This window comes from Lysobacter sp. TAB13 (assembly GCF_052113885.1).
Lineage (GTDB): Bacteria > Pseudomonadota > Gammaproteobacteria > Xanthomonadales > Xanthomonadaceae > Lysobacter > Lysobacter gummosus.
This window is the reverse complement of record NZ_JBFRDR010000002.1, coordinates 110,100-130,081: the sequence shown is the minus strand read 5'-3', so window position 1 is coordinate 130,081 and position 19,982 is coordinate 110,100. Positions and strand designations below refer to the sequence as shown.

At 67.3% G+C, this 19,982-nt stretch carries 18 protein-coding genes; 6 read left to right on the top strand and 12 right to left on the bottom strand.

Annotation, left to right across the window (positions count from 1 at the left end):
• Nucleotides 1–65 precede the first annotated feature (65 nt).
• On the bottom strand, nt 66–1,475 hold the full coding sequence (gene glnA / locus AB4Y92_RS03340) for a type I glutamate--ammonia ligase (RefSeq protein WP_057941189.1): 1,410 nt from the start codon (nt 1,473–1,475) through the stop codon (nt 66–68).
• Between the two features lie 275 nt (nt 1,476–1,750).
• On the opposite strand from glnA, the gene AB4Y92_RS03335 reads away from it, so the two are divergent.
• From AB4Y92_RS03335 to AB4Y92_RS03320, 4 genes are all read left to right on the top strand, one after another.
• Nucleotides 1,751–2,557: an undecaprenyl-diphosphate phosphatase gene (locus AB4Y92_RS03335; RefSeq protein WP_441818362.1), complete on the top strand. Its 807-nt coding sequence runs from the start codon at nt 1,751–1,753 to the stop codon at nt 2,555–2,557.
• 32 nt (nt 2,558–2,589) lie between these two features.
• A complete protein-coding gene (locus tag AB4Y92_RS03330; RefSeq protein WP_441818361.1) occupies nt 2,590–3,105 on the top strand; it encodes a DUF2750 domain-containing protein in 516 nt (171 codons plus the stop codon).
• 94 nt (nt 3,106–3,199) lie between these two features.
• A complete protein-coding gene (locus tag AB4Y92_RS03325) occupies nt 3,200–4,048 on the top strand; it encodes a DUF4377 domain-containing protein (protein WP_441818360.1) in 849 nt (282 codons plus the stop codon).
• Between the two features lie 71 nt (nt 4,049–4,119).
• Nucleotides 4,120–4,671 carry a hypothetical protein gene (locus tag AB4Y92_RS03320; RefSeq protein WP_441818359.1) on the top strand — a complete coding sequence of 184 codons (552 nt, stop codon included), beginning with the start codon at nt 4,120–4,122 and terminating at the stop codon, nt 4,669–4,671.
• Between the two features lie 18 nt (nt 4,672–4,689).
• Here AB4Y92_RS03320 and AB4Y92_RS03315 read toward each other — a convergent pair whose 3' ends face one another.
• The 11 genes from AB4Y92_RS03315 to AB4Y92_RS03265 form a co-directional block, all read right to left on the bottom strand.
• A complete protein-coding gene (locus AB4Y92_RS03315) occupies nt 4,690–5,154 on the bottom strand; it encodes an RDD family protein (RefSeq protein ID WP_441818358.1) in 465 nt (154 codons plus the stop codon).
• A gap of 98 nt (nt 5,155–5,252) precedes the next feature.
• The gene (locus AB4Y92_RS03310) at nt 5,253–5,846 is read right to left on the bottom strand and encodes a hypothetical protein (protein ID WP_441818357.1); all 594 of its coding nucleotides are present in this window, start codon (nt 5,844–5,846) and stop codon (nt 5,253–5,255) included.
• 145 nt (nt 5,847–5,991) lie between these two features.
• Nucleotides 5,992–6,465 (bottom strand): RDD family protein, encoded by a 474-nt coding sequence (locus AB4Y92_RS03305; RefSeq protein WP_441818356.1) that lies wholly within the window; start codon nt 6,463–6,465, stop codon nt 5,992–5,994.
• Nucleotides 6,466–6,541: 76 nt separating this feature from the next.
• Nucleotides 6,542–7,306 (bottom strand): SDR family NAD(P)-dependent oxidoreductase, encoded by a 765-nt coding sequence (locus AB4Y92_RS03300; protein WP_441818355.1) that lies wholly within the window; start codon nt 7,304–7,306, stop codon nt 6,542–6,544.
• A gap of 4 nt (nt 7,307–7,310) precedes the next feature.
• The gene (locus AB4Y92_RS03295; RefSeq protein ID WP_441818354.1) at nt 7,311–7,937 is read right to left on the bottom strand and encodes a YbhB/YbcL family Raf kinase inhibitor-like protein; all 627 of its coding nucleotides are present in this window, start codon (nt 7,935–7,937) and stop codon (nt 7,311–7,313) included.
• A 175-nt stretch (nt 7,938–8,112) separates the two neighbouring features.
• Complete coding sequence (locus tag AB4Y92_RS03290; protein WP_441818353.1) at nt 8,113–10,185, bottom strand: tetratricopeptide repeat protein; 2,073 nt, start codon at nt 10,183–10,185, stop codon at nt 8,113–8,115.
• Nucleotides 10,186–10,311: 126 nt separating this feature from the next.
• Nucleotides 10,312–11,346: an NADP-dependent oxidoreductase gene (locus AB4Y92_RS03285; RefSeq protein ID WP_441818352.1), complete on the bottom strand. Its 1,035-nt coding sequence runs from the start codon at nt 11,344–11,346 to the stop codon at nt 10,312–10,314.
• Between the two features lie 112 nt (nt 11,347–11,458).
• Nucleotides 11,459–12,058: a TetR/AcrR family transcriptional regulator gene (locus tag AB4Y92_RS03280; protein WP_441818351.1), complete on the bottom strand. Its 600-nt coding sequence runs from the start codon at nt 12,056–12,058 to the stop codon at nt 11,459–11,461.
• Between the two features lie 76 nt (nt 12,059–12,134).
• Nucleotides 12,135–13,124: a YheT family hydrolase gene (locus AB4Y92_RS03275; protein ID WP_441818582.1), complete on the bottom strand. Its 990-nt coding sequence runs from the start codon at nt 13,122–13,124 to the stop codon at nt 12,135–12,137.
• Between the two features lie 7 nt (nt 13,125–13,131).
• Nucleotides 13,132–13,938 carry a lysophospholipid acyltransferase family protein gene (locus AB4Y92_RS03270; protein ID WP_441818350.1) on the bottom strand — a complete coding sequence of 269 codons (807 nt, stop codon included), beginning with the start codon at nt 13,936–13,938 and terminating at the stop codon, nt 13,132–13,134.
• Nucleotides 13,939–14,200: 262 nt separating this feature from the next.
• Nucleotides 14,201–15,517 (bottom strand): sugar MFS transporter, encoded by a 1,317-nt coding sequence (locus tag AB4Y92_RS03265; RefSeq protein ID WP_441818349.1) that lies wholly within the window; start codon nt 15,515–15,517, stop codon nt 14,201–14,203.
• 194 nt (nt 15,518–15,711) lie between these two features.
• On the opposite strand from AB4Y92_RS03265, the gene AB4Y92_RS03260 reads away from it, so the two are divergent.
• Nucleotides 15,712–17,007 (top strand): glucokinase, encoded by a 1,296-nt coding sequence (locus AB4Y92_RS03260; RefSeq protein WP_441818348.1) that lies wholly within the window; start codon nt 15,712–15,714, stop codon nt 17,005–17,007.
• A gap of 193 nt (nt 17,008–17,200) precedes the next feature.
• Nucleotides 17,201–19,873, top strand: coding sequence for a TonB-dependent receptor (locus AB4Y92_RS03255; RefSeq protein WP_441818347.1), 2,673 nt, complete (start codon nt 17,201–17,203; stop codon nt 19,871–19,873).
• Nucleotides 19,874–19,982 lie beyond the last annotated feature (109 nt).

The window sequence follows — 19,982 nt, the reverse complement described above, 5'->3', positions numbered from 1 at the left end:
CGGCGTATCGGTCCGCGACGGCGAGAACATTGCCGTTGCGGACCTGATGCGCACGCCGTGGCCGCTTAGACGGCGTAGTACATCTGGTATTCGAGCGGGTGAGTCGCCGCGCGGAACTTCGTGACTTCCTGCATCTTCAGCGCGATGTAGCCGTCGATGAAGTCGTCGGTGAACACGCCGCCGGCCTTGAGGAACTCGCGGTCCTTGTCCAACGCTTCCAGCGCCTGGTCGAGCGAATGGCACACGGTCGGGATGCCCTTCTCTTCTTCCGGCGGCAGGTCGTACAGATCCTTGTCGCTCGGCGCGCCCGGGTCGATCTGGTTCTTGATGCCGTCAAGGCCGGCCATCATCAGCGCGGCGAAGGTCAGGTAGCCGGACTGGATCGGATCGGGGAAGCGCATTTCGATGCGGCGCGCCTTCGGGTTGGCCACGTACGGAATGCGGCAGCTCGCCGAACGGTTGCGCGCCGAATAGGCCAGCATCACCGGCGCTTCGAAGCCCGGGACCAGGCGCTTGTAGCTGTTGGTGCCGGAGTTGGTGAACGCGTTGATGGCGCGCGCGTGCTTGAACACGCCGCCGATGTACCACAGCGCCATCTGCGACAGGCCGCCGTAGCCGTCGCCGGAGAACAGGTTGACGCCGCCCTTGGCCAGCGACTGGTGCACGTGCATGCCGCTGCCGTTGTCGCCGACGATCGGCTTGGGCATGAAGGTCGCGGTCTTGCCGTTGCGGTGGGCGACGTTCTTGATGATGTACTTCATCGTCAACAGCTCGTCGGCCTTGGCGACCAGCGAGTTGAACTTGGTGCCGATCTCGCACTGGCCGGCGTTGGCGACTTCGTGGTGGTGCACTTCGACTTCGATGCCGACCGCTTCCAGCGTCTTGCACATCTCCGAGCGGATGTCGTGCAGCGAATCGAGCGGCGCGACCGGGAAATAGCCGCCCTTCACGCCCGGACGGTAGCCGCTGTTGCCGCCTTCGTATTCCTTGCCCGAGTTCCACGCCGCTTCTTCCGAATCGATATGGAAGAAGGTGTGGCCCATCTCATTGGCGTAACGCACCGAATCGAAGATGAAGAATTCCGGTTCCGGGCCGAAGAAAGCCTGATCGGCGATGCCGCTGGACTTCAGGTAGGCCTCGGCGCGCTTGGCCACGCCGCGCGGATCGCGCGAATAGGCCTGCATGGTGGCCGGGTCGAGGATGTCGCAGGTCAGGATCAGGGTCGGATCGGCGGTGAACGGATCCAGGACCGCGGTCGAAGCGTCGGGCAGCAGGATCATGTCCGACTCGTTGATGCCCTTCCAGCCGCTGATCGAGGAGCCGTCGAACATCTTGCCGTCTTCGAACAGCGCCGGCTCGACGATCGACTTGGGGAAGGTCACGTGGTGCTGGACGCCACGCATGTCGGTGAAACGCAGATCGATGAATTCGACCTTGTGATCCTTGACGAGCTTTTCGACGTGTTCGAGAGACATTGGGTTGGATCCGGGAATGAAGGGAATAAGGGGGAGGGGAATGGTTGGAACGCGGTAGACGGGTTGTATCAAGCAAGAGGTGTGCCAACGCAAGATTCATATCAAGCAACTGATTTATAAAGGTATCCGGCGGCCAGTCTTTTTGGATAGCACCATAACAAGGCGTTAAAGTTAGGCTTCGCACCTTTTTGGTGCCAGACCAAATCGGCTATCCTGCCGACCGCTCCGCGCCACCCATCCCCCTCCCCCTCATTCCCTTCATTCCCCGCCCCCCAATGACCGATCTGCTCGCCGCCCTCCTCCTCGGCATCATCGAAGGCATCACCGAATTCCTGCCGATTTCCAGCACCGGGCATCTGCTGATCGCGCAGCACTGGCTCGGCCATCGCTCGGACCTGTTCAATATTTCGATTCAGGCCGGCGCGATCCTGGCGGTCGTGGTCATCTACTGGAAGCGGCTGTGGGGGCTGGCGACCGGCTTCACCCGCCGCGACAACCTCGACTACCTGCTCAAGCTCGGCCTGGCCTTCGGCATCACCGCGGTGCTTGGCATCTTGGTCAAGAAGGCCGGCTTCGAGCTGCCCGATCACGTCACCCCGATCGCCTGGGCGCTGGTGCTGGGCGGCGTGTGGATGATCGCGGCCGAGCATTTCGCCGCCAAGCGCGCGGCCGCGCTGGGCGAACGCAGCCAGATCACCTGGACCGTGGCCGCGCTGGTCGGCGTGGCCCAGGTCGTGGCCGGCGTGTTTCCGGGCACCTCGCGTTCGGCGGCGACGATCTTCATCGCCCTGCTGGCCGGCACCACCAGCCGCGCGGCGGCGACCGAGTTCGCCTTCCTGGTCGGCATCCCGACCATGTTCGCGGCCACCGGCTATGAGCTGATGCACGTGGCCGGTACCCCGGCCGCGGCCGGCGAGGACTGGAGCGCGCTCGCGGTGGCCTTCATCGCCTCGGCCGTGACCGCCTTCATCGCGGTGAAGTGGCTGTTGCGTTATATCCAGAGCCATCGCTTCACCGCGTTCGCGATCTACCGCCTCGCCTTCGGCGCGGCCTTGCTGCTGTTGATGCCCTCGGGCAGCTGATCCGCAGCCGATCCCTTGCCGGAACCCCGCCGATGAACGAACAAGACCGCCTCGCCGAACAGCAGCTGCTGGAGTACGTCCAGCTGTCCAGCCCGGAGCGCTACGCCGCGTTCCTGGAATCGGTGGCGCGCACCGGGCGTTTCTGGATCGCGATGTCGGGCGAGTTCGTGCTGACCTTGTTCGACGAAGACGGTCAGGAACTGCTGCCGGCCTGGCCCTCGGCCGCGACCGCGCGCGCCTCGCTCGCGCAGGCGCCGCAGCTGCGCGAGTACGCCCCGGCCGAGCGCGAGCTGGGCGCGTGGCGCGAGCACACCGCCGCCGCGCTGAGCGAGGCCAAGGTCGCCGTCGGCGTGTTTCCCAGCGACCGCATGCAGAGCGTGACGGTCGATGCGGGGCTGCTGCTTTCGCATATCGATGAGGTGATCGCGGAGGATGCCGCGCTCGACGACGACACGCTGGACGACGAGGCGGACGGCAACGGCGGCCTGGATCTGCAACGCGCGCAGCGCGAGCTGATGCAGAAGTTCGCCAAACCGCCCAAGTCCTGAGCGCCGCCGACCGCCCGCTGAACGCGCGCAACCCCATCGCCCGCGCCGGCCCGTTGATCCTGTCTTCGCAACGCAACCCGGATCATTGCGCCCCATGAACATCACCCGCCCGCTCGTCCTCTCCGCCGCCGCGCTGTCGCTGGCCCTGCTCGCCGCCTGCGCCGCGCCCTCGCACAACAACGCCGACGGCGCCGCCGCCGCGCCCGCCGGCGATTCCGCCAACACCGGCGCGGCCAAGTCGTCCATCGACCTGGGCGCGTATCGCTGGAACCTCGACACCGCCAGCGACGCCACCGGCAAGCCGATCGGCGTGCTGCAGCGCGAAGGCAAGTACGGCCTGCAGCTGAGCTTCGTCAAGGACCGCCTGGGCGTGTCCGGCGGCTGCAATCACGTCGGCGCGAGCTATGCGCTCAAGGGCGACAAGATCGAGGTCAAGAATTTCCAGACCACGCTGATGGCCTGCCAGGACCGGCGCCTGATGCAGATGGACAGCGAGATTTCCAAGCAGCTCGAAGGCAGCACCCAGTTCGCGATCGAAGGCCAGGCGCCGCAACCGCGCCTGCTGCTGACCACCGCCTCGGGCAGCAAGCTGGTCCTGAGCGGCCAGCCGACGCCGGAAACGCGTTACGGCAGCGCCGGCACCACAATGTTCTTCGAAGTCGACGCCCAGCGCCGCAGCTGCCCGCATCCGCTGATGCGCGACTACCAGTGCCTGTGGGTACGCGAGCGCAAGTACGACGCCAACGGCGTCGCCCTGGCGCCGGCGGAGGATTGGCATTTCCTCTACCAGGACATCGAGGGCTACACCCACGAAGCCGGCGTGCGCAACGTCGTGCGGATCAAGAAGTTCGACATCAAGAACCCGCCGGCCGATGCCTCGTCGGTGGCGTATGTGCTCGACATGGTGGTCGAGAGCGAACTGGTTCCGCCGCCCAAGTCCTGAGGCGGCCGCGCGGGCGCGCTTTGATGCGCGTCCGCGCTATCGCGGCGATCTCATGGATAGAGGAATTGACGATGCTGGACCATCGCCGCGTTGCACGATCGCATCCTTCGTATAGCCTCGCGCTGGCATTGATTGTCGGCGCCCTGGCGTCATGCAGCACAACCGGAGCAAGCGTGTCCGGGCCGCAACCATTTGCGGGCACGAAGGACTCGGTAACCATCGAGCAATTATTGCGATGGTCGCTCGCCGGTGAGGCCGGCAAGAACAAGATCGAAGCAGCGCTGGGCAACGTCCTGGATTTGAAGCCGCTTCCTGGACGCGATTTTTCCGGCCAAGGGCCGGCGACGCTGAAAGACGGCTACGTCCTGAGCTTCGGCTCGATAGGGCAGTTGACGGGCCAGATCGATATCGGCGTCGCATCGGAGCCCTGCCTTCCCCCGAAATTCGCCTCCGAATTGATCGGCGCGCAAGGCGCGCCGACGGTCGATGCGCATGGCGAAGATCGAGGAAAAACCTACACGACGCAGCGCGCCGGTAACTGGATCAACTTCACTACCACGCCGCTGACTTACCGCTGCGTCGACTCGATCCATATCTATCCGATACGCGCTTCGCATCCCTGAGCAGGAACGCTCAAGCGATCACGGCTTCCTGACCACCCGCGTCTCGGACAGACGATCGTGCCAGGCGATGCGATCTTCGCCGGAGAAGAAGATCGAGAACGGCTCAAACGGAATGCAACGGCCCAGGCTGCGCACGATGATGCTGCCCCAACCGGGCGGCTGGTCTTCGTTGTCGACGACGCGCGTGCCGGTGACGAACTTGCCGACGGTCGCGCCGAACAAGCCCTCCATCATGATGTAGTAGACCATCATTATCGCGAAGGTGAAGAACACGTCCTTGAGCGGCGAGTGATAGATCGCCGAGCGACCGACGGCGATGATGATCGCGACCTTGATCATGCCGGCGATCGTCGAATCGATTAAGTAGTTGAAGAAACGCCGGCCGTAGCTGGCGGCCTCGTAGTCGGCCTGCGCATACGCGGTGGGGAGGGGCGCGGCGCTGACGCGCGAGACTACCTGGTAGGGATTGTGTTCGTCGCTCATGGCTTCAACCTGCTTCCTTGTATGGCCGCGCTGTCCGCGGCGCTTCAACTAAATCCGGCCTGCGAACGCGCTAACCGGCGCGGCGCTCGGCCGAAGACTCATGCGTCGTGCCACGGCACCCATTCGATACTGCCGACCCGGCCTTGCTCGAAACAGAAGGTCACCGCGTCTTCGCGGACCGGATCGACGTACTCGTTGCATGCGCCGCGCGCGATGCCCTGCCCCAGCGCGCGCACGATCCGGGCCTGCGTCGCGCCCACCCCGAGTCCTTGCCCGACCGGCCAGCGGCTGTCGCTCAGGCGCAGCCTGAGCACCTGCGGATCGCGATACGGGTGCGCGGATTTTCCGACCGGCGCCGGCGCTTCGAGCAGGTACGACAGTTCAATCGTCAGTCCGTCGAATTCCAGCGTGCGCTGATCGATCTTGAAATCGTTGCTGGTCTCGCGCCGTGTCTTTTGCGCGCGCTTCGGCGCCTGCCCGCCGCAGTGGCGCGGAAGTTCGCAGCGCCGCAGCGTGGCGGCCATGCCTGTAGAGGCGAAGCGGCTCGCCGCCTGCCGTTGCGCGGGGGAGTCGGCTGTTGCCAGAGCGAGCGAAGGGATCGGAACCAAAGCCAGCACGAGCCACCGCGAAAGGCGGCTCGCAAACAAGCGGGCGGCCGGCGACGCATCGGCCGTCGTGCCGCGATCAGGCAATGCGCTTGTCCATGCGCCAAACCGCCACCGTTCCATGGGCCTGCCCTGAGTGCTCTGCGGCGACTCTAAGCCGCGCCCGCGGCCGGCGCAACGAGGCCGATGGCGCGCCCCGCGTTCAGTCGCGCGATGCGCGGATGAACGCGCTTCAGCGCGCCCGCACCACCAAGGTCTTGGGCAGGCGATCGTGCCAGGCGGCGACGCGCTGCGTTCCGGAGAACAGGATGGTGAATTGTTCGAACGGGATCAGCCGCGCGGCGGTGCGGCCCAATACCTGGCCCCAACTCGGCGGGCGGCCTTGTTCGTCCACCACTCGCGTATTGGTGACCAGCTTGCCCAGGGTGACGCCGAACATGCCTTCCATCGGCACGTAATAGATCAGCAGCGCGATCGGCGTCATGACCCAGTCGCGGAACATGTTCGGCTCGCGCAGCGAGTTCACCACGGCCGGATCGTAGGCGGTGTACAGCGTCAGCGCGCAGACGATCAAGGCGACGCAGGCCAGCGAGTCGATCAGGTAGTTGATCAGGCGCTGGCCGCGCGTGGCGGTGACCAGTTGCGCGATGCGTTCGGCGCGCACTTGGGTTTGCGGCGCGTCGTAGGGATTGTGCGGGTCGTTCATTTCGTCGCTCGGTGAAGAATCGCCGCGCCGCGGATCGGCGGCGGCGCGGTCGGTCAAAGGTAAGCCGGATCGGCGCTCACAGGGTGCGGGTCTGGCCGCCGTCGACATCGACGATGGCGCCCTGCATGTAACTGGCCGCGTCGGAGGCCAGGAACGCCACCACGCGGGCGATTTCCGCCGGCTCGCCGAAACGCGCCACGCCCAGCTGCGCCGCCAGCGCCTGCGCGGCCTGCGCGCGGTCGATGCCGCGTTCGCGGGCGAGCGCGTCGATCCGCACCTGGGTGCGGCCAGTGGCGATGGAACTGGGGTTGACCGCGTTGACGCGCACGCCGTCGCGCACGCCGCGATCGGCCAGGGCCTTGGTCAGATTCAACAGCGCGGCGTTGACCGCGCCGCCGATGGCGAATTCGGCATTGCCGGTGCGCCCGCCGATGCCGGCGATGTTGACGATGCAACCGCGCGACTGCGCCAACGCCGGCCACGCCGCGCGGCACAGCCGCATCGCGCCGAAGAATTTCAGACCGAACCCGGCCTCCCAGTCGGCGTCGCTGAAGGCGAGAAAATCCCCGCGCGGAGTCGCGCCGGCGTTGTTGACGAGGATGTCGAGCCGGCCGTATTCGGCCAGCGTCGCCTGCACCAGTTGCGCGGCGGCCGCCGGCACGGACAGATCGCCGGCCAACACCCGCGCCGGACCCGGCAATTGCGCCGCCAGCGCTTCGAGTTCGTCGCGCGAACGCGCGGTCAAGGCCAAGGCCACGCCGGCGGCCGACAGCTCGCGCGCGATGGCCGCGCCGATGCCGCGGCTGGCGCCGCTGACCAAGGCCACTCGCGCCGCGCTCACTGGCTCAGCCCTTCACCGCGGGATTGAGCGAGTAGGTGCCGTAGATCGACGCCTCGCCCAGCACGTGGCTCTGCATCGCATTCAACACGGCGGCGGCGGTGAAGCGCGCGTCGAGTTCCAGCCGCTCAACGTCGAGAGCGAACACGCGGAAGAAATAGCGATGCAGGCGCAGATCGTTCGGCGGCGGGAACGGGCCGTCGTAGCCGTACCAGTCGCCAGCCATGTCCGGATCGCCGGCGAACCAGCCGGTGTAGTCGTTGAGGCCCTGGCGCGAGCCGCGCGGGCCGGCCGGATCGCGCTTGCCGTGCGCGGTCACGCCGTCGCTGCAGCTGCCGGCGGCGATCTCGCGCACGTCGGCGGCGATGTCGGCGATCACCCAGTGGATGAAATCGGTGCGCACCTGATGCTCGGGAATCTGCACGTCGCTGCGTCCGACCATCTCGGCCACGGTCGGCACGTCCGGGTCGATGCACACCAGCGCGAACGAACGCGTTGCCTGCGGCACCTCATCCCAGGCCAGGTGCGGGTTGCGGTTCGGCGCGAAGCCATAGCCGTCGCCGCTGGCCTGGCCGGCGGCGAATTCGACCGGCAGGCGTTGACGGTGCTGGAAGCTGTTGCTGTGAATGCGCATGAAGGGCTCCTGGGCGCTGCTGATTCGCGGTGCGGGCATCGCACCAAGACAGTGAGGGTGCACGTTAACGCGCGGAATCGATCCGCTAGGGATCGATCCGCCCGGCGAAGTATTCCGCAGCCGGCCGCCGCGAACCGGGTGGTCGATCGCAGCGGCCGTCGCTACCGGCGCGCGCTCAGGCCAGCGGATAGCCCAGACGCTTGGCCACCGGCGCGAGCAGCGCGAACGCTTCGCCCAGCGCGCCCTGGTAGGCGCGCCAGCGGCCGTTGCCGAGGCGCTCGCTCATCGCGATGCCGCCGGGCAGCGACACCTGCACGCGCAGGGTGTCGGCGATGATCTGCGCGATCGCACCGGCGTCTTCGCCGGTTTCGTCCAGGCGCACCAGGTTGTGCGGGAACAGATTGCCTTCGTGCAGATCGGCGATCTGATCCAGGCACTGCGCCAGCCAGCGCGCGCCGTCTTCCGGCGTGGGCAGCGCATACGGCGTCGGGCTGCCGGAGGCCAGCCAGTCCAGCAGCATGTCGCGCGGATCGCGGATCGGAATCAGCAGGAAGGCCTCGGACAAGTACGGACGCAGCGCGCGCAGCAGCGCGTTGTCCCACCACAGCAGCCAGTCGAACACCGGACCGTCGGCGGCGCCGCGCGCGGGCAGGGCGGCGCGGTACATCTTGATCAGGAAGGCCGGATCGAGCGAACCGGCGAGCAGTTCCTCGACCGTGCCGTAGCGCTGCATCGGATCGGTCGGCGGCTGCGGGCCGTAGCGATCGACCAGCAGCGGCGCGCCGACCGCGCCGAGCACCTGGGCGATGCGCTCCACCCGCGAACCCGGCGCGCCCCACAGCAGCAAGATGCCGCGGGTGCCTTCGGCGATGGTGCTCATCGCCGGCCAGTCGCCGCCGCTGCGCGCGCTGATGGTGTTGAACGGCAGGCGTTGATCGACGACTTCGGCGTGAAGCTCGGCCCAGGTCGCCGCGGCCGCTTCGGGCTGCGCGGCCAGATCCAGAGTGCGGCCCAGCAACTGCCGCAGCTCGCGCTTGGCGGCCGGATCGACGGCCTGTCCGATCAGGCGCTCGATGCGCTCGGCGGCGGCGTCGGGATCGCGTTCGGTCAGCCCCTGGACGATGCGCATCTCGGCGGCGACATCGCCCGGGCTGAGTTCGACGATGCGTTCGGCGATGGCCTCGGCCTGGCTGTGTTCGCCCAGTTGATCGTGCACCGCCGCGCGCGCTTCCAGCGCGGCGAGATTTTCCGGCATGGCCTGCTGCCAGCGGTCGAGGACCGCCAGCGCCGACGGCTCGCCGAACGGCTCCAGCACCAGCCGCGCGCGCCACAGATCCTGCTGCTGCGGATGCTTGGCGAGCGCGGTTTCCAGCGACTGGCGCGCGTCGTCGACGGCGCCGAGGCGGCGCCAGGCTTCCATGATCGCGTTGAGCGTGCGCGGATCGTAAGGCTGATCGTCGAAGGCCTCGCGCAGCAGCGACAGGGCGCGGTCGTTGCGGCCGGCGTCGAGTTCCAGCTCGCCGGCCCAGCGGCGCACGCCGAAGCCGGCGTCTTCGCGCTGCGCCACCGGCGCGATGCGGTCGGCGGCTTCGGCATAGCGCGATTGCAGGCGCAGCAGATCGGCGATCAGCAATTGCAGCGTGGGCTGGTCCGGACTGCGCTCGGCCAGCGCGGTGAAGGCTTGTTCGGCGAAGGCCAGATGGCCCTTGGCCAGATAGGCGAAGCCCAGGCCGTGCAGCACCTGCGGATCGTCCGGCGCCAGCGAGGCGGCGTGGCTGAGGATCGCCAGGGCGCGGTCGGCGTCGCCGCGGCGCAACGCCAGCACGCCTTCGATCGCGGCGACCTGCGGGTGATTGGGGGCGATGCGCGCGGCGGTGCGCCCCAGGCGCTCGGCTTCTTCCAGGTCGCCGCGCACGATGGCGAGCTGCGCTTTGACGACATAAGCCGGGAACTGGTTCGGGTCGAGCCCGATCGCGCGCGCGAGCGAGGCCTGGGCCTCGTCGAGGTGGCGGCCGTCGAGCAGCGCGCCGGCGCGTTCCAGATGCAGTTGCGCATCCTCGGGCGTGAGGCCGATGGCGCGGTCCAGGGCCGCCACGGCGCCGTCGCGATCGCCGTTCAGACGCAGGGCGGCGGCGTGCAGGCGATGCAGGCCGGCGTCTTGCGGGTCGGTGCTCAGCGCTTGTTCGGCGGCGGCCAGCGCTTCGGCGGGGGTGCCGCTGCGCAGCGCGTCGAGAATGGGTTCGTACATTCGTGTGCTTCGGACGGGATAAGAGGAGGGGGATTGTAGGGGCGCGCGCGGTTTCGCGCTTTTTATGCGCTGGCCGCTGGCCGCGACCGCTCCCCGGCCCCCTCGCCCTATCCCGCCCGGCCGGGCTCAGGCCTCGGCCACGCGCACCACCAGCTTGCCGAAGTTATGCCCCTGCAGCAGGCCGATGAACGCGGCCGGCGCGTTCTCCAGGCCTTCGACGCGGTCCTCGCGCAGCTTGACCCGGCCGGCGGCGACCCATTCGCCCATCTCGCGGCGGAAGGCCTCGAAGCGCTCGGCGTAGTGGTCCAGGATGATGAAACCCTGCAGGCGGATGCGTTTTTGCAGCAGCGTGGTCATCAGATGCGGCAACGGGTTGGGCACCGGCGGCTGCGCTTCGTCGTTGTAATGCGCGATCACCCCGCACACCGGCACGCGCGCGTGGTGGTTGAGCAGCGGCAGCACCGCCTCGAACACCGCGCCGCCGACGTTCTCGAAGTACACGTCGATGCCGTCCGGGCAGGCCTGGGCTAACTGCTGCGCCAATTGCGGATCGTGGCGGTCGATGCAGGCGTCGAAGCCGAGTTCTTCCACCGCGTAGCGGCATTTGTCCGCGCCGCCGGCGATGCCGACCACGCGCGCGCCCTTGAGCTTGGCGATCTGCCCGACCACCGCGCCGACCGCTCCGGTCGCCGCCGCCACGACCACGGTTTCGCCCGGCTTGGGCTGGCCGATGTCAAGCAGGCCGACGTAGGCGGTGAAGGCCGGCATGCCCAGGCCACCCAGCGCCAAGGAGGGTTGGGCCATGTCGCCGAGCGCGGTCAGGTCGGCGCCGTCCGACAGCGCGTAGTCCTGCCAGCCGGCATTGCTCAGGACCAGATCGCCGGCCTTGAACTGCGCGTGGTCGGAGCTCACCACCCGGCTGACCGTGCCGCCCACCACCGGCGCGCCCAGCGCGATCGGCGGCGCGTAGCTGGTGCCGGCTTCGTCCATGAGGTTGCGCATGTACGGGTCCAGCGACAGGTACAGCGTGCGCAGCAGCAACTGGCCCGGGCCGGGCGTCGGTGCGGCGGTTTCTTCCAGGCGCAGGTCCTGCGCGGTCGGCACCCCGGTCGGGCGGGTGGCGAGGACGATGCGGCGGTTCACGGGTTGCGGCTGCGACATGGGGGCTCCTATCGGGTGGGTGGGTTCGGACGACTTGTTTGGTTACAAATAGACCGGTCGCCTAGTGATTGGGTGCAAAAAATAACGGGGCCAGCCTTCACGCCGTCCCGCTTCAAACGTTTTGGGTCAGACCGAGCAACTGCCGGGTGCCGGCCATGGCCGTGTCCAGCGGCGCGCGATCGCGGGCGATCTTGGCCAGCAGGCTGGCGCCGAGCCAGTTCTGGTAGAGCGTCACCGCCGCGGCGCGGCTGTCGGCCGGCGCCGACAGAGAGCCGTCGGCGCGGCCGGCGTCGATGCAGCGCGCCAGGCGCTCGGTGATACAGCGGGTGCCGCGCTCCAGCGCCGCGCGCATGCTTTCGGACAGGTCGCTGACTTCCGCGCCGAGCTTGACCACCGGGCAACGGCTGCTGGCTTCGTCGCCGGTCTGCGAGTCGAGCCAGTCGTTGAAATAACCGCTCAGCCGCTGCGCGGCCGTGCCCGGCTGGCTCAGCAGCTGGTCCATGCGCGCCAGATAACCGGCGAAATAGGTCTCCAGCACCGCCTCGCCGAAGGCTTCCTTGGAGCCGAAGTAGTGATAGAACGAGCCCTTCGGCACCTGCGCGGCGGTCAGCACCTCGGTCAGGCCGACCGCGGTGAAGCCTTTGCGCAGCAGCAGCGGCAAGGCCACATCGAGGATGTGCTGGCGGACGTCGCTGGGGGCGGTGGAGGTCATGGCGGGCACTCTAGACTCAATTAGACCGGTCGTCTAGTGATGCCGCAAACGATTTCGCCGGGCCCGCCGCGACGGCTCAGACCGAAGCCAGTTTCTCCATGCGATCGGCGATCCAGCGCTCGGCGAAGCCGTCCAGCTGGGCGTTCTCCAGGAACCCGCAATGCCCGCCCCAGGACGCGACTTCCAGGCGCGCATTGGTCGGCAGTTCCAGTTCGCGGAAGCCGGCCACCGGAATCACCGGATCGTCGGCGGCCATCAGGATGCTGACCGGCACCTGCAACTGCGCCAGGCGCCGGCCGGCGACCGAGTAGCCGTCGAAGTAGCGATCCAGGGTGCCGAAGTCGGTGTGGCGCTCGACCATCCATTGGGTCAGCGGACGCATGCTCAGGCCGAGCGTGCGGTCGTCGAAGTCGTGCACGCCCGGGAACAGCTCGCGCTTGCGCGCCAGCGAGTCGCGCCATTTGCGCTCGAAGTACCACAGGTAAAAACGCAGGCCGTTTTCCATCGACTCCATCGTGCGCGCCGGGTCCAGCACCGGACACACCGAGGCCACGTGCGCCAGCGGCAGCCCGGCCTCGGGCGCGCGCAGCGCCAGGCGCAGGGCGAAATTGCCGCCGAGCGAATACCCGGCCACCGACAGCGGCCGCAGCGGAAACATCCGCGCGATCTGCGCGGTGGCCTGCACCACTTCGTCGATGCGGTTGGAGTGGAACAGGCCTTCGTTGAGGTGATGGGTGTCGCCGTGATCGCGGAAGTTGAGCCGGAACACTTCGAAACCGCGCGCCAGCAACTGCGCCGCGGTCAGGCGCATGTAGTTGGAATCCACGCTGCCTTCCCAGCCGTGCAGCAGCAGCACCAGTCCGCGCGGCGTGACGCCGTCCACGGCGCTGTGCAGGCCGTGCAGGCGCACGCCGCCGTCGGTTTCGATGATGTGCGCCTGGGTGCGCGCGCCGATCGCCGCCAGCCGGCGTTCGGCGTTGCGCCGGCGCAGAGGACTTGAACCCAGCGCCGATTGCACGTGGGCGTTGCGCAGCCAGCGCGGCGGGGCGTAATCGGCTGCAGTCAACATGGGATCAGCTCGCCATCGCCTCGATAATGCGCAGCCGCGCCAGTTCGGCGATGCGACGGCGTCCATCGGCTTCGCCCGGGCCGATCGGTGTCAGGAAGTGGATTTCGGCCACGCGCCCGGGTTCGCCGAGCAGACGCAGGAAGTTGGCGAAAAAGCTTTCCTTGTCCTGGAACGCGACCACCGCCTGGGCGTCGCCGCGTTCGCCGTAGCGCAGCGCCACCGGCTGCACCGGCACGCCGGCTTCGACCGCGGCCAGGAAGATGCGCGCGTGGAACGGGCCGATCTCGCGACCGCCGCGGGTACCGCCTTCGGGAAACACGCCGACCGAACGCCCCGCGCGCAGGCGCGAGAGCATTTCGTGCAGCACGCCGCCGAGCGATTCGGTGTTGCCGCGGTGATGGAAGATGGTCTGGCCGCGCGCGGCGAGCCAACCCACCACCGGCCAGCCGGCGATTTCGCGCTTGGCGACGAAGCCCATCATACGTTGGCTGTGCAGGATCTCGATATCGACCCAGCTGACGTGATTGGCGACGAACAAGGTCGCCCCGGCCAGCGGCGTGCCGATCCGGCGCAGGCTGAAACCGAAGATGCGCATCAGGCCGCCGGCCCAGGCGCGGATCAGGCGCTCTTCCAGGGTTTCGCCGCCCAGCGGCAGCCGCGAGGTCGGCAAGGTGATGAGCAACAGCACCAGCGGCAGGTGGATAAGCAGATGCCACACCAGCAGCGGCACACGGATCAGGTAACGCAGCGCGCGCGCGGCCGACGCACCGGGAGGCGCGACCGCGCCGGCGTGGGGAGGCGGCGCATTCATTGTGTGCACGATACCGAAGCGCCGTCGCAGCGGCCAGCGGCGATTGCGGGCGGCGCCGGCGTTTTAAACGCGGTGGTAAAAATTTGACCGTCCGGGTGGGGCTGAATGGGCTGGGATGGGGCTTAAGAGCAAATCCCCCCTGCCCCCCTTTTTCAAAGGGGGGAACAGCCTCGGCAACGGTGGGTCCGCAGAGCCGGCCGGATTCCCCCCTTTGAAAAAGGGGGGTAGGGGGGATTTGCTTTTGCTCTCCCCCCAGCAAACCTCAATTCGAAGAAGCCGCCACCGCCCCCTCCGACACCGCGCCGCGATCGCGCAGCCCGACCTTATGCCCGGCCTTGGCGAAGTACAGGATGTACAGATAGCAAGGCACCATCAGCAGCAAGAACACCAGCTGGAAGTCCATGTGCTGCTTGAGCGCGGCGAACAGCTGCGGCACCACCGCGCCGCCGGCGATACCCATCACCATCACCGCCGAACCGACCTCGGTATGCCGGCCCAGACCGCGAATGCCCAGCGGAAAGATCGCCGGCCACATCATCGCGTTGGCGAAACCCAGCGTGGCGACGAAGGCCACCGACACATAACCGTGAGTGACGAAGGCGCCGATCGACAACACCACGCCGAGCACCGCCGACAGACTCAGGTAACGCTCCTGCGAGATGAAGCGCGGAATCACGATCAGCCCGACCACGTAGCCGACCAGCATCCCGCCCAGCGTCAGCGAGGTGAAGAACTTGGTCTTGTCCAGCGGCAGACCGAAGCTGTGGCCGTAGGTGCCGATGGCGTCGCCGGCCATCACTTCCACGCCGACGTAGACGAAAATGCACAGCGCGCCCAGCCACAGGTGCGGGTACTGGAACAGGTTGGTGCGGCCGCCGTTTTCGCCGTTCGAAGCGCGATTGGCCTCGGCCGCGCGCAGTTCCGGTAACGGCGAAAACAGCACGCCGACCGCCAGCAACGCCAGCAATCCGGCCATGACCAGATACGGCGCGTGGATGCTGGAAGCGAAGGTGTCGAGCAACTGCGCCTTGGTCGCAGGATCGGCCGCCTTCACCTGCGCGGCCAGATCGCCCATGCCGTGCAGCACCAGCGCGCCCAGCAGCAGCGGCGCCAGGATGCCGGCGACCTTGTTGCAGATGCCCATCACCGCGATGCGCTGCGCCGCGCCTTCGATCGGGCCGAGGATGCTGATGTAGGGATTGACCGCGGTCTGCAGCACCGCCAGGCCCGCGCCGATCACGAACAGGCCGCCGAGCGCGCCCGGATACCAGCGCTGGGTGGTGTACTCGCCGAACACCGCCGCGCCGATCGCCATGACCAGCAGGCCCAGCGCCATGCCGCGCTTCATGCCGGTGCGGCGCAGGATCGCCGACGACGGCAGGGCCAGGAAGAAGTACGACAGATAGAACGCCATCGGCACCAGGAAGGCGCCGACCTCATCGAGGTCGAAGGCGAGCTGGGCGAAGGTGATCAACGGCCCGTTGAGCCAGGTGACGAAACCGAACACGAAGAACAGCGCGCCGATGATCGCGATCGAGCCGAGATACCGCGGCTGAGCGCTGGCGTTGGAAACCGACATGAGACATCCCCTCCCAGAGCAGCGGGTGACGCCCGCCACGCGTCGCCTGTCCCGGTTGACCGGCACGACAAGCGACGGCCCAACGTTGTCACATCTGCCCGGCTCCTGCCAACCGAACCGGGACGAAACGGCTGAAACCCGCGCCAGAACGTGATCTCCGGCGCGCGGCCGCATGTTGCGTCGCATCATTAAAAATGGCGCGAGTACACGGTTTGCGCAGCCGGATGACACTTTTGACGACGTTTGTTGACAACGTTGTCAAAGCCGGAGCAATCTCGGCGCCGCCAGGGGAAACCGATGGGCAGCCGTGGAGGGCGCATGCAGTGGGACGGGCTGTTGAAGGCATTGTTTGGGGGAAGCAGGCACGGGGTTTCCATGCCCCGGCACGAACGCATCGGCGCGACCGCGCCGGGCGGATGGGTGCGAGCATGAGCGCTGCGCCTCAGCTCAAGCGAACGATGCCCGCGAACATGAATACTTTTATCGCCGCCGATGTCGGCGGTACGCACACCCGTGTCGGCCTGGTACGTCCGGGCCATGGCGGCGAATCCACCGTGGCCGTGCTCGCGCACCGCAAATACGTGTGCGCCGACTACCCCGGCCTGGCCGCGATCCTGGCCGAATTCATCGCCGGCAACGGCGTCGGCGTGGACCGGGTGGTGATCGCCACCGCCGGCGTCGTGCTCGACGACGAAGTGGTCAATTCCAATCTGCCCTGGCGCATCTCGCTGTCGCAGTTGCGCAGCGAACTGGGCCTGCACGAAGTGCTGGTCATCAACGACTTCCAGGCCAACGCCAACGCCGCGCAATGCATGGCGCCGGACGACTCCACCCTGCTCACGCCGGGCGTGAGCGAAGCCGATTCCGGGCCCGGTCCGGTGCTGGTGATCGGCCCGGGCACCGGCCTGGGCGCGGCGCTGCGCATTCCGCACGGCCATTCCACCGTGGTGCTGCCGACCGAACCGGGCCATACCGCGTTCGCGCCGGGCAACGGCCGCGAAGTGGAAATGCTGCGCCTGGCCCAGCAACGCGGCCAGACCCACGTGCCGACGGAATACTTCGTCTCCGGCCCTGGGCTGGTGAACCTCTACAGCGCGCTGTGCACGCTCAGCGGCGTGGAAGCCTCGCTGCGCGCGCCGGCAGCGATCACCGAAGCCGCGCGCCGCAGCGAAACGCTGGCCCGCGAAGCAGTGCTGACCTTCTGCGCGCTGCTGGGCAGCGTGATCGGCGATCTGGTGGTGATCAGCCGCGCCAACGCGGTGTTCATCGCCGGCGGCATCCTGCCGCAGCTCAAGGACTTCGTGCCCGACAGCGCGTTCCACGCGCGGATGCTCGACAAGGGCGTGATGCGTCCGGTGCTCGAACGCGTGCCGGTGCGGTTGATCGAGAACGAACGCCTCGGCGTGATCGGCGCGGCGAGCTGGTACCTGGAACACCTGGCGCAGTCCGGGCAAGACGCTCTCGGCGCGCCGCGACAACACCCGCAGTAACCGCGCATTCGCCACGCCGCCCGCCACCGCGAGCGGGCGGCGAACGCGAAACACCGCTGCACACCGGGCGACGCCTGCCCGGAACGGTTCGGCAACAACCCGCTGCACGCCTGATTTCGCACAACCGGCTTCGCGACGAACCGACCTGCCCGGTCGATCGCCGGGCCAATCAATGTCGAGGGAGGAGTAGCCAATGAAAGCGCGCAAAACCATCCTGTCCGCAAGCATCTTCGCGATTCTGGCGATGGCTTCGTCCATCGCCCCGGCACAGGACGCCGCGCAGCCCACCTCCGCCCAGGACGCCAAGCCGGCGACGGATGCGACCGACATCGACGCGGTGGTGGTGCAAGGCATCCGCGCCAGTCTGCAAAAATCGTTGGAGACCAAGCGCAGCGCCGATGCCGTGGTCGAGGCGATCACCGCCGAGGACATCGGCAAGTTTCCCAACACCAACGTCGCCGAAGCGATGACGCAGATTCCCGGCGTCACCATCGACCGCCGTTTCGGCCAGGGCGAGCGCGTCAGCATCGACGGCACCGACCCCAGCCTCAACCTGACCTTTCTCGACGGCCATCCGCTGGCGCAAACGCCGTGGCTGCACGGCGAGCAGCCCAATCGCGGCTTCGACCACACCCTGATCGCGTCCGAGTTGATCGGGCGCATGGAAGTCTACAAATCGCCGGAAGCCAAGCTGCCCGAAGGCAGCCTTGGCGGCACCGTGCTGATGTATACGCGCAAGCCTCTGGACCTCGACGCCAACACTTTCAGCGGCACCGTCGGCTATAGCTACAACGACCAGGCCAGCAAGGGCAAACCCACCGCCTCGGGTTTGTACAGCTGGAAGAACGCGCAGGAAACCTTCGGCTTCAACGTCGCCGCGCAGCATTTCGAAGAACGCGTCGACCGCCAGGGCGTGGAGATCTTCAGCTACGTGCCGCCGTCGACGTTTCCCAACGCCGCCGCGCAAGTGCCGGCCGGCGCGCGCGTACCGAACTTCGTCAACGCCGCCTGGTTCCAGCAGGATCGCGAACGCGACAGCCTCGCGCTGAACCTGCAGTTCAAGCCCAGCAGCGCGCTGGAGTTCAACCTCGACACACTGTACATCAAGGAAAGCTTCGACAACTACAACCAGTCGGTCTACAACTTCCTCAGCGATCGCGCCGACTCGGTCGATCAGCTCAAGCTCGGCGCCAACAACGTGGTCACCAGCGGCCACTCCGGGCCGAACGCGCGGGTGTTCTACGACGCCAACGCGCGCGTGTCGGAAGTGGAAACCAAGGGCGTGGACCTGCGCGGCAGCTTCCGCGGCGATGGCTGGAAGGTCAACGGTCAGGTCGGCCAGAGCAAGGCCACCAACGACAACATGCGCACCTACCTGCTGCAGTCGACCTACACCGGCCCGTATCGCTGGGACATCAGCAAGGGCGTGTTCTTCGACGATGTCGCCGGTTCGCGCGATCCGCGCAACTGGGGCGCCACCGATTCGATCGGCAACGTCAACTTCTTCCAGATCGAGGCCAAGGACCGCTACGCCCAGGTCGATTTCAGCGTCAACTTCAACGGCTTCTTCAACCAGCTGGAAGTGGGCCTGCGCCGGCACAAGCACGAGGAGTCCAACAGCCTCAACGTGTTCGACATCGCCGCCAACACCACCCTGGCCGACATAGGCACTTCCGGCTACACCGACATCCTCAAGGATTTCGGCGGCTTCTCGCCCAGCCATGCGCATCACCTGCAGCTCAGCCGCAGCGACGTGATCAACTGGGTCAACGGCCGCAACATCGATTACTCGTTCAACAACAGCGATCCGGGCAATTACCTCAACAACACCTTCCACGTCGAGCAGACCAACACCGCCGCCTATGCGCAGCTGAACTTCAGCCAGGACCGTCTGCACGGCAATCTTGGCGTGCGCCATGTCCAGGCCGATATCGAGACCAGCAGCTACGAGCTCGCCGGTAGCCAGCCGGTGCTGCCGCCGCAGGCCGGATGGTGGGTCACGCGCAGCAACAAGAACGACTATTGGCTGCCCTCGCTCAACGTGGTCTACGACATCGCCGACGACTGGGTGATCCGCGCCAGCGCCTCCAAGGTGGTGGCCTGGGCGCCGTACCGCCAGCTGGTGGACGCGACCTTCCTCGACGACGGCCTGCTCACCGGCACCGGCGGCAACTCCAAGCTCGATCCGTATCAGTCCAACAACTTCAACGCATCGCTGGAGTGGTACTTCGCGCCCGAATCCGCACTGGCCTTGTCGGTGTTCTACAAGGACATCAGCAACTTCGTGAACCTGGACAACGGCAAGGAGCGTTACTTCAACTCCCTGCGCGACATCGATCCGGCGCGCTGGAACAGCGCCCTGCTCGGCCGCAACGGCTGCACCGCCGACGGCTTCTGCGATTACGCCGTGCTGCGTCCGCGCAACGGCGGCGCGGCGACCATCAAGGGCTTCAACCTCGCGCTGCAGATGCCGTTCGGCGAAACCGGGTTCGGCATCACCAGCAACTACACCTACGCCAAGGGCAAGAGCGAGCAGGGCGATGAGCTGCCGTATCAGTCCAAGGAATCGGTGACGGTCAGTCCGTACTACGAAAAGGGCCCGCTGACCGCGCGCATCAGCTACGGCTGGCGCAGCCATTACCTGGCCGGCGGTTATGTCGCCGGCGCGCCGCCGGCGAGCGTGGACGACTACACCGACCTGGGCGCCAGCGTCGGCTGGGCGTTCAACGAGCACTGCACCGTGCGCCTGGACGCGCAGAACCTGCTCAACGAGAAGTACACGCAGTACCTGGGCGACAAGAGTCTGCCCTTGAACGAATACACCAGCGGCCGCCGCTACATGGCGTCGATGAGTTTTTCGTTCTGACCCCACCTTCGTCGCCGGCGCGGCCTGCGACGCAGCGGTAAACGGCGCACCGCCGCGCATTGCACGCGGCGGCGCGACGAAGCGGTAAGCGGTATCGGCAACACCCGAC

Excerpts from the sequence above, each read along its gene's own strand:
- glnA (WP_057941189.1), bottom strand. The coding sequence starts at position 1,475 with ATGTCTCTCGAACACGTCGAAAAGCTCGTCAAGGATCACAAGGTCGAA.
- AB4Y92_RS03335 (WP_441818362.1), top strand. The coding sequence starts at position 1,751 with ATGACCGATCTGCTCGCCGCCCTCCTCCTCGGCATCATCGAAGGCATC.
- AB4Y92_RS03330 (WP_441818361.1), top strand. The coding sequence starts at position 2,590 with ATGAACGAACAAGACCGCCTCGCCGAACAGCAGCTGCTGGAGTACGTC.
- AB4Y92_RS03325 (WP_441818360.1), top strand. The coding sequence starts at position 3,200 with ATGAACATCACCCGCCCGCTCGTCCTCTCCGCCGCCGCGCTGTCGCTG.
- AB4Y92_RS03320 (WP_441818359.1), top strand. The coding sequence starts at position 4,120 with ATGCTGGACCATCGCCGCGTTGCACGATCGCATCCTTCGTATAGCCTC.
- AB4Y92_RS03315 (WP_441818358.1), bottom strand. The coding sequence starts at position 5,154 with ATGAGCGACGAACACAATCCCTACCAGGTAGTCTCGCGCGTCAGCGCC.
- AB4Y92_RS03305 (WP_441818356.1), bottom strand. The coding sequence starts at position 6,465 with ATGAACGACCCGCACAATCCCTACGACGCGCCGCAAACCCAAGTGCGC.
- AB4Y92_RS03295 (WP_441818354.1), bottom strand. The coding sequence starts at position 7,937 with ATGCGCATTCACAGCAACAGCTTCCAGCACCGTCAACGCCTGCCGGTC.
- AB4Y92_RS03290 (WP_441818353.1), bottom strand. The coding sequence starts at position 10,185 with ATGTACGAACCCATTCTCGACGCGCTGCGCAGCGGCACCCCCGCCGAA.
- AB4Y92_RS03285 (WP_441818352.1), bottom strand. The coding sequence starts at position 11,346 with ATGTCGCAGCCGCAACCCGTGAACCGCCGCATCGTCCTCGCCACCCGC.
- AB4Y92_RS03280 (WP_441818351.1), bottom strand. The coding sequence starts at position 12,058 with ATGACCTCCACCGCCCCCAGCGACGTCCGCCAGCACATCCTCGATGTG.
- AB4Y92_RS03270 (WP_441818350.1), bottom strand. The coding sequence starts at position 13,938 with ATGAATGCGCCGCCTCCCCACGCCGGCGCGGTCGCGCCTCCCGGTGCG.
- AB4Y92_RS03265 (WP_441818349.1), bottom strand. The coding sequence starts at position 15,517 with ATGTCGGTTTCCAACGCCAGCGCTCAGCCGCGGTATCTCGGCTCGATC.
- AB4Y92_RS03260 (WP_441818348.1), top strand. The coding sequence starts at position 15,712 with ATGGCGCGAGTACACGGTTTGCGCAGCCGGATGACACTTTTGACGACG.
- AB4Y92_RS03255 (WP_441818347.1), top strand. The coding sequence starts at position 17,201 with ATGAAAGCGCGCAAAACCATCCTGTCCGCAAGCATCTTCGCGATTCTG.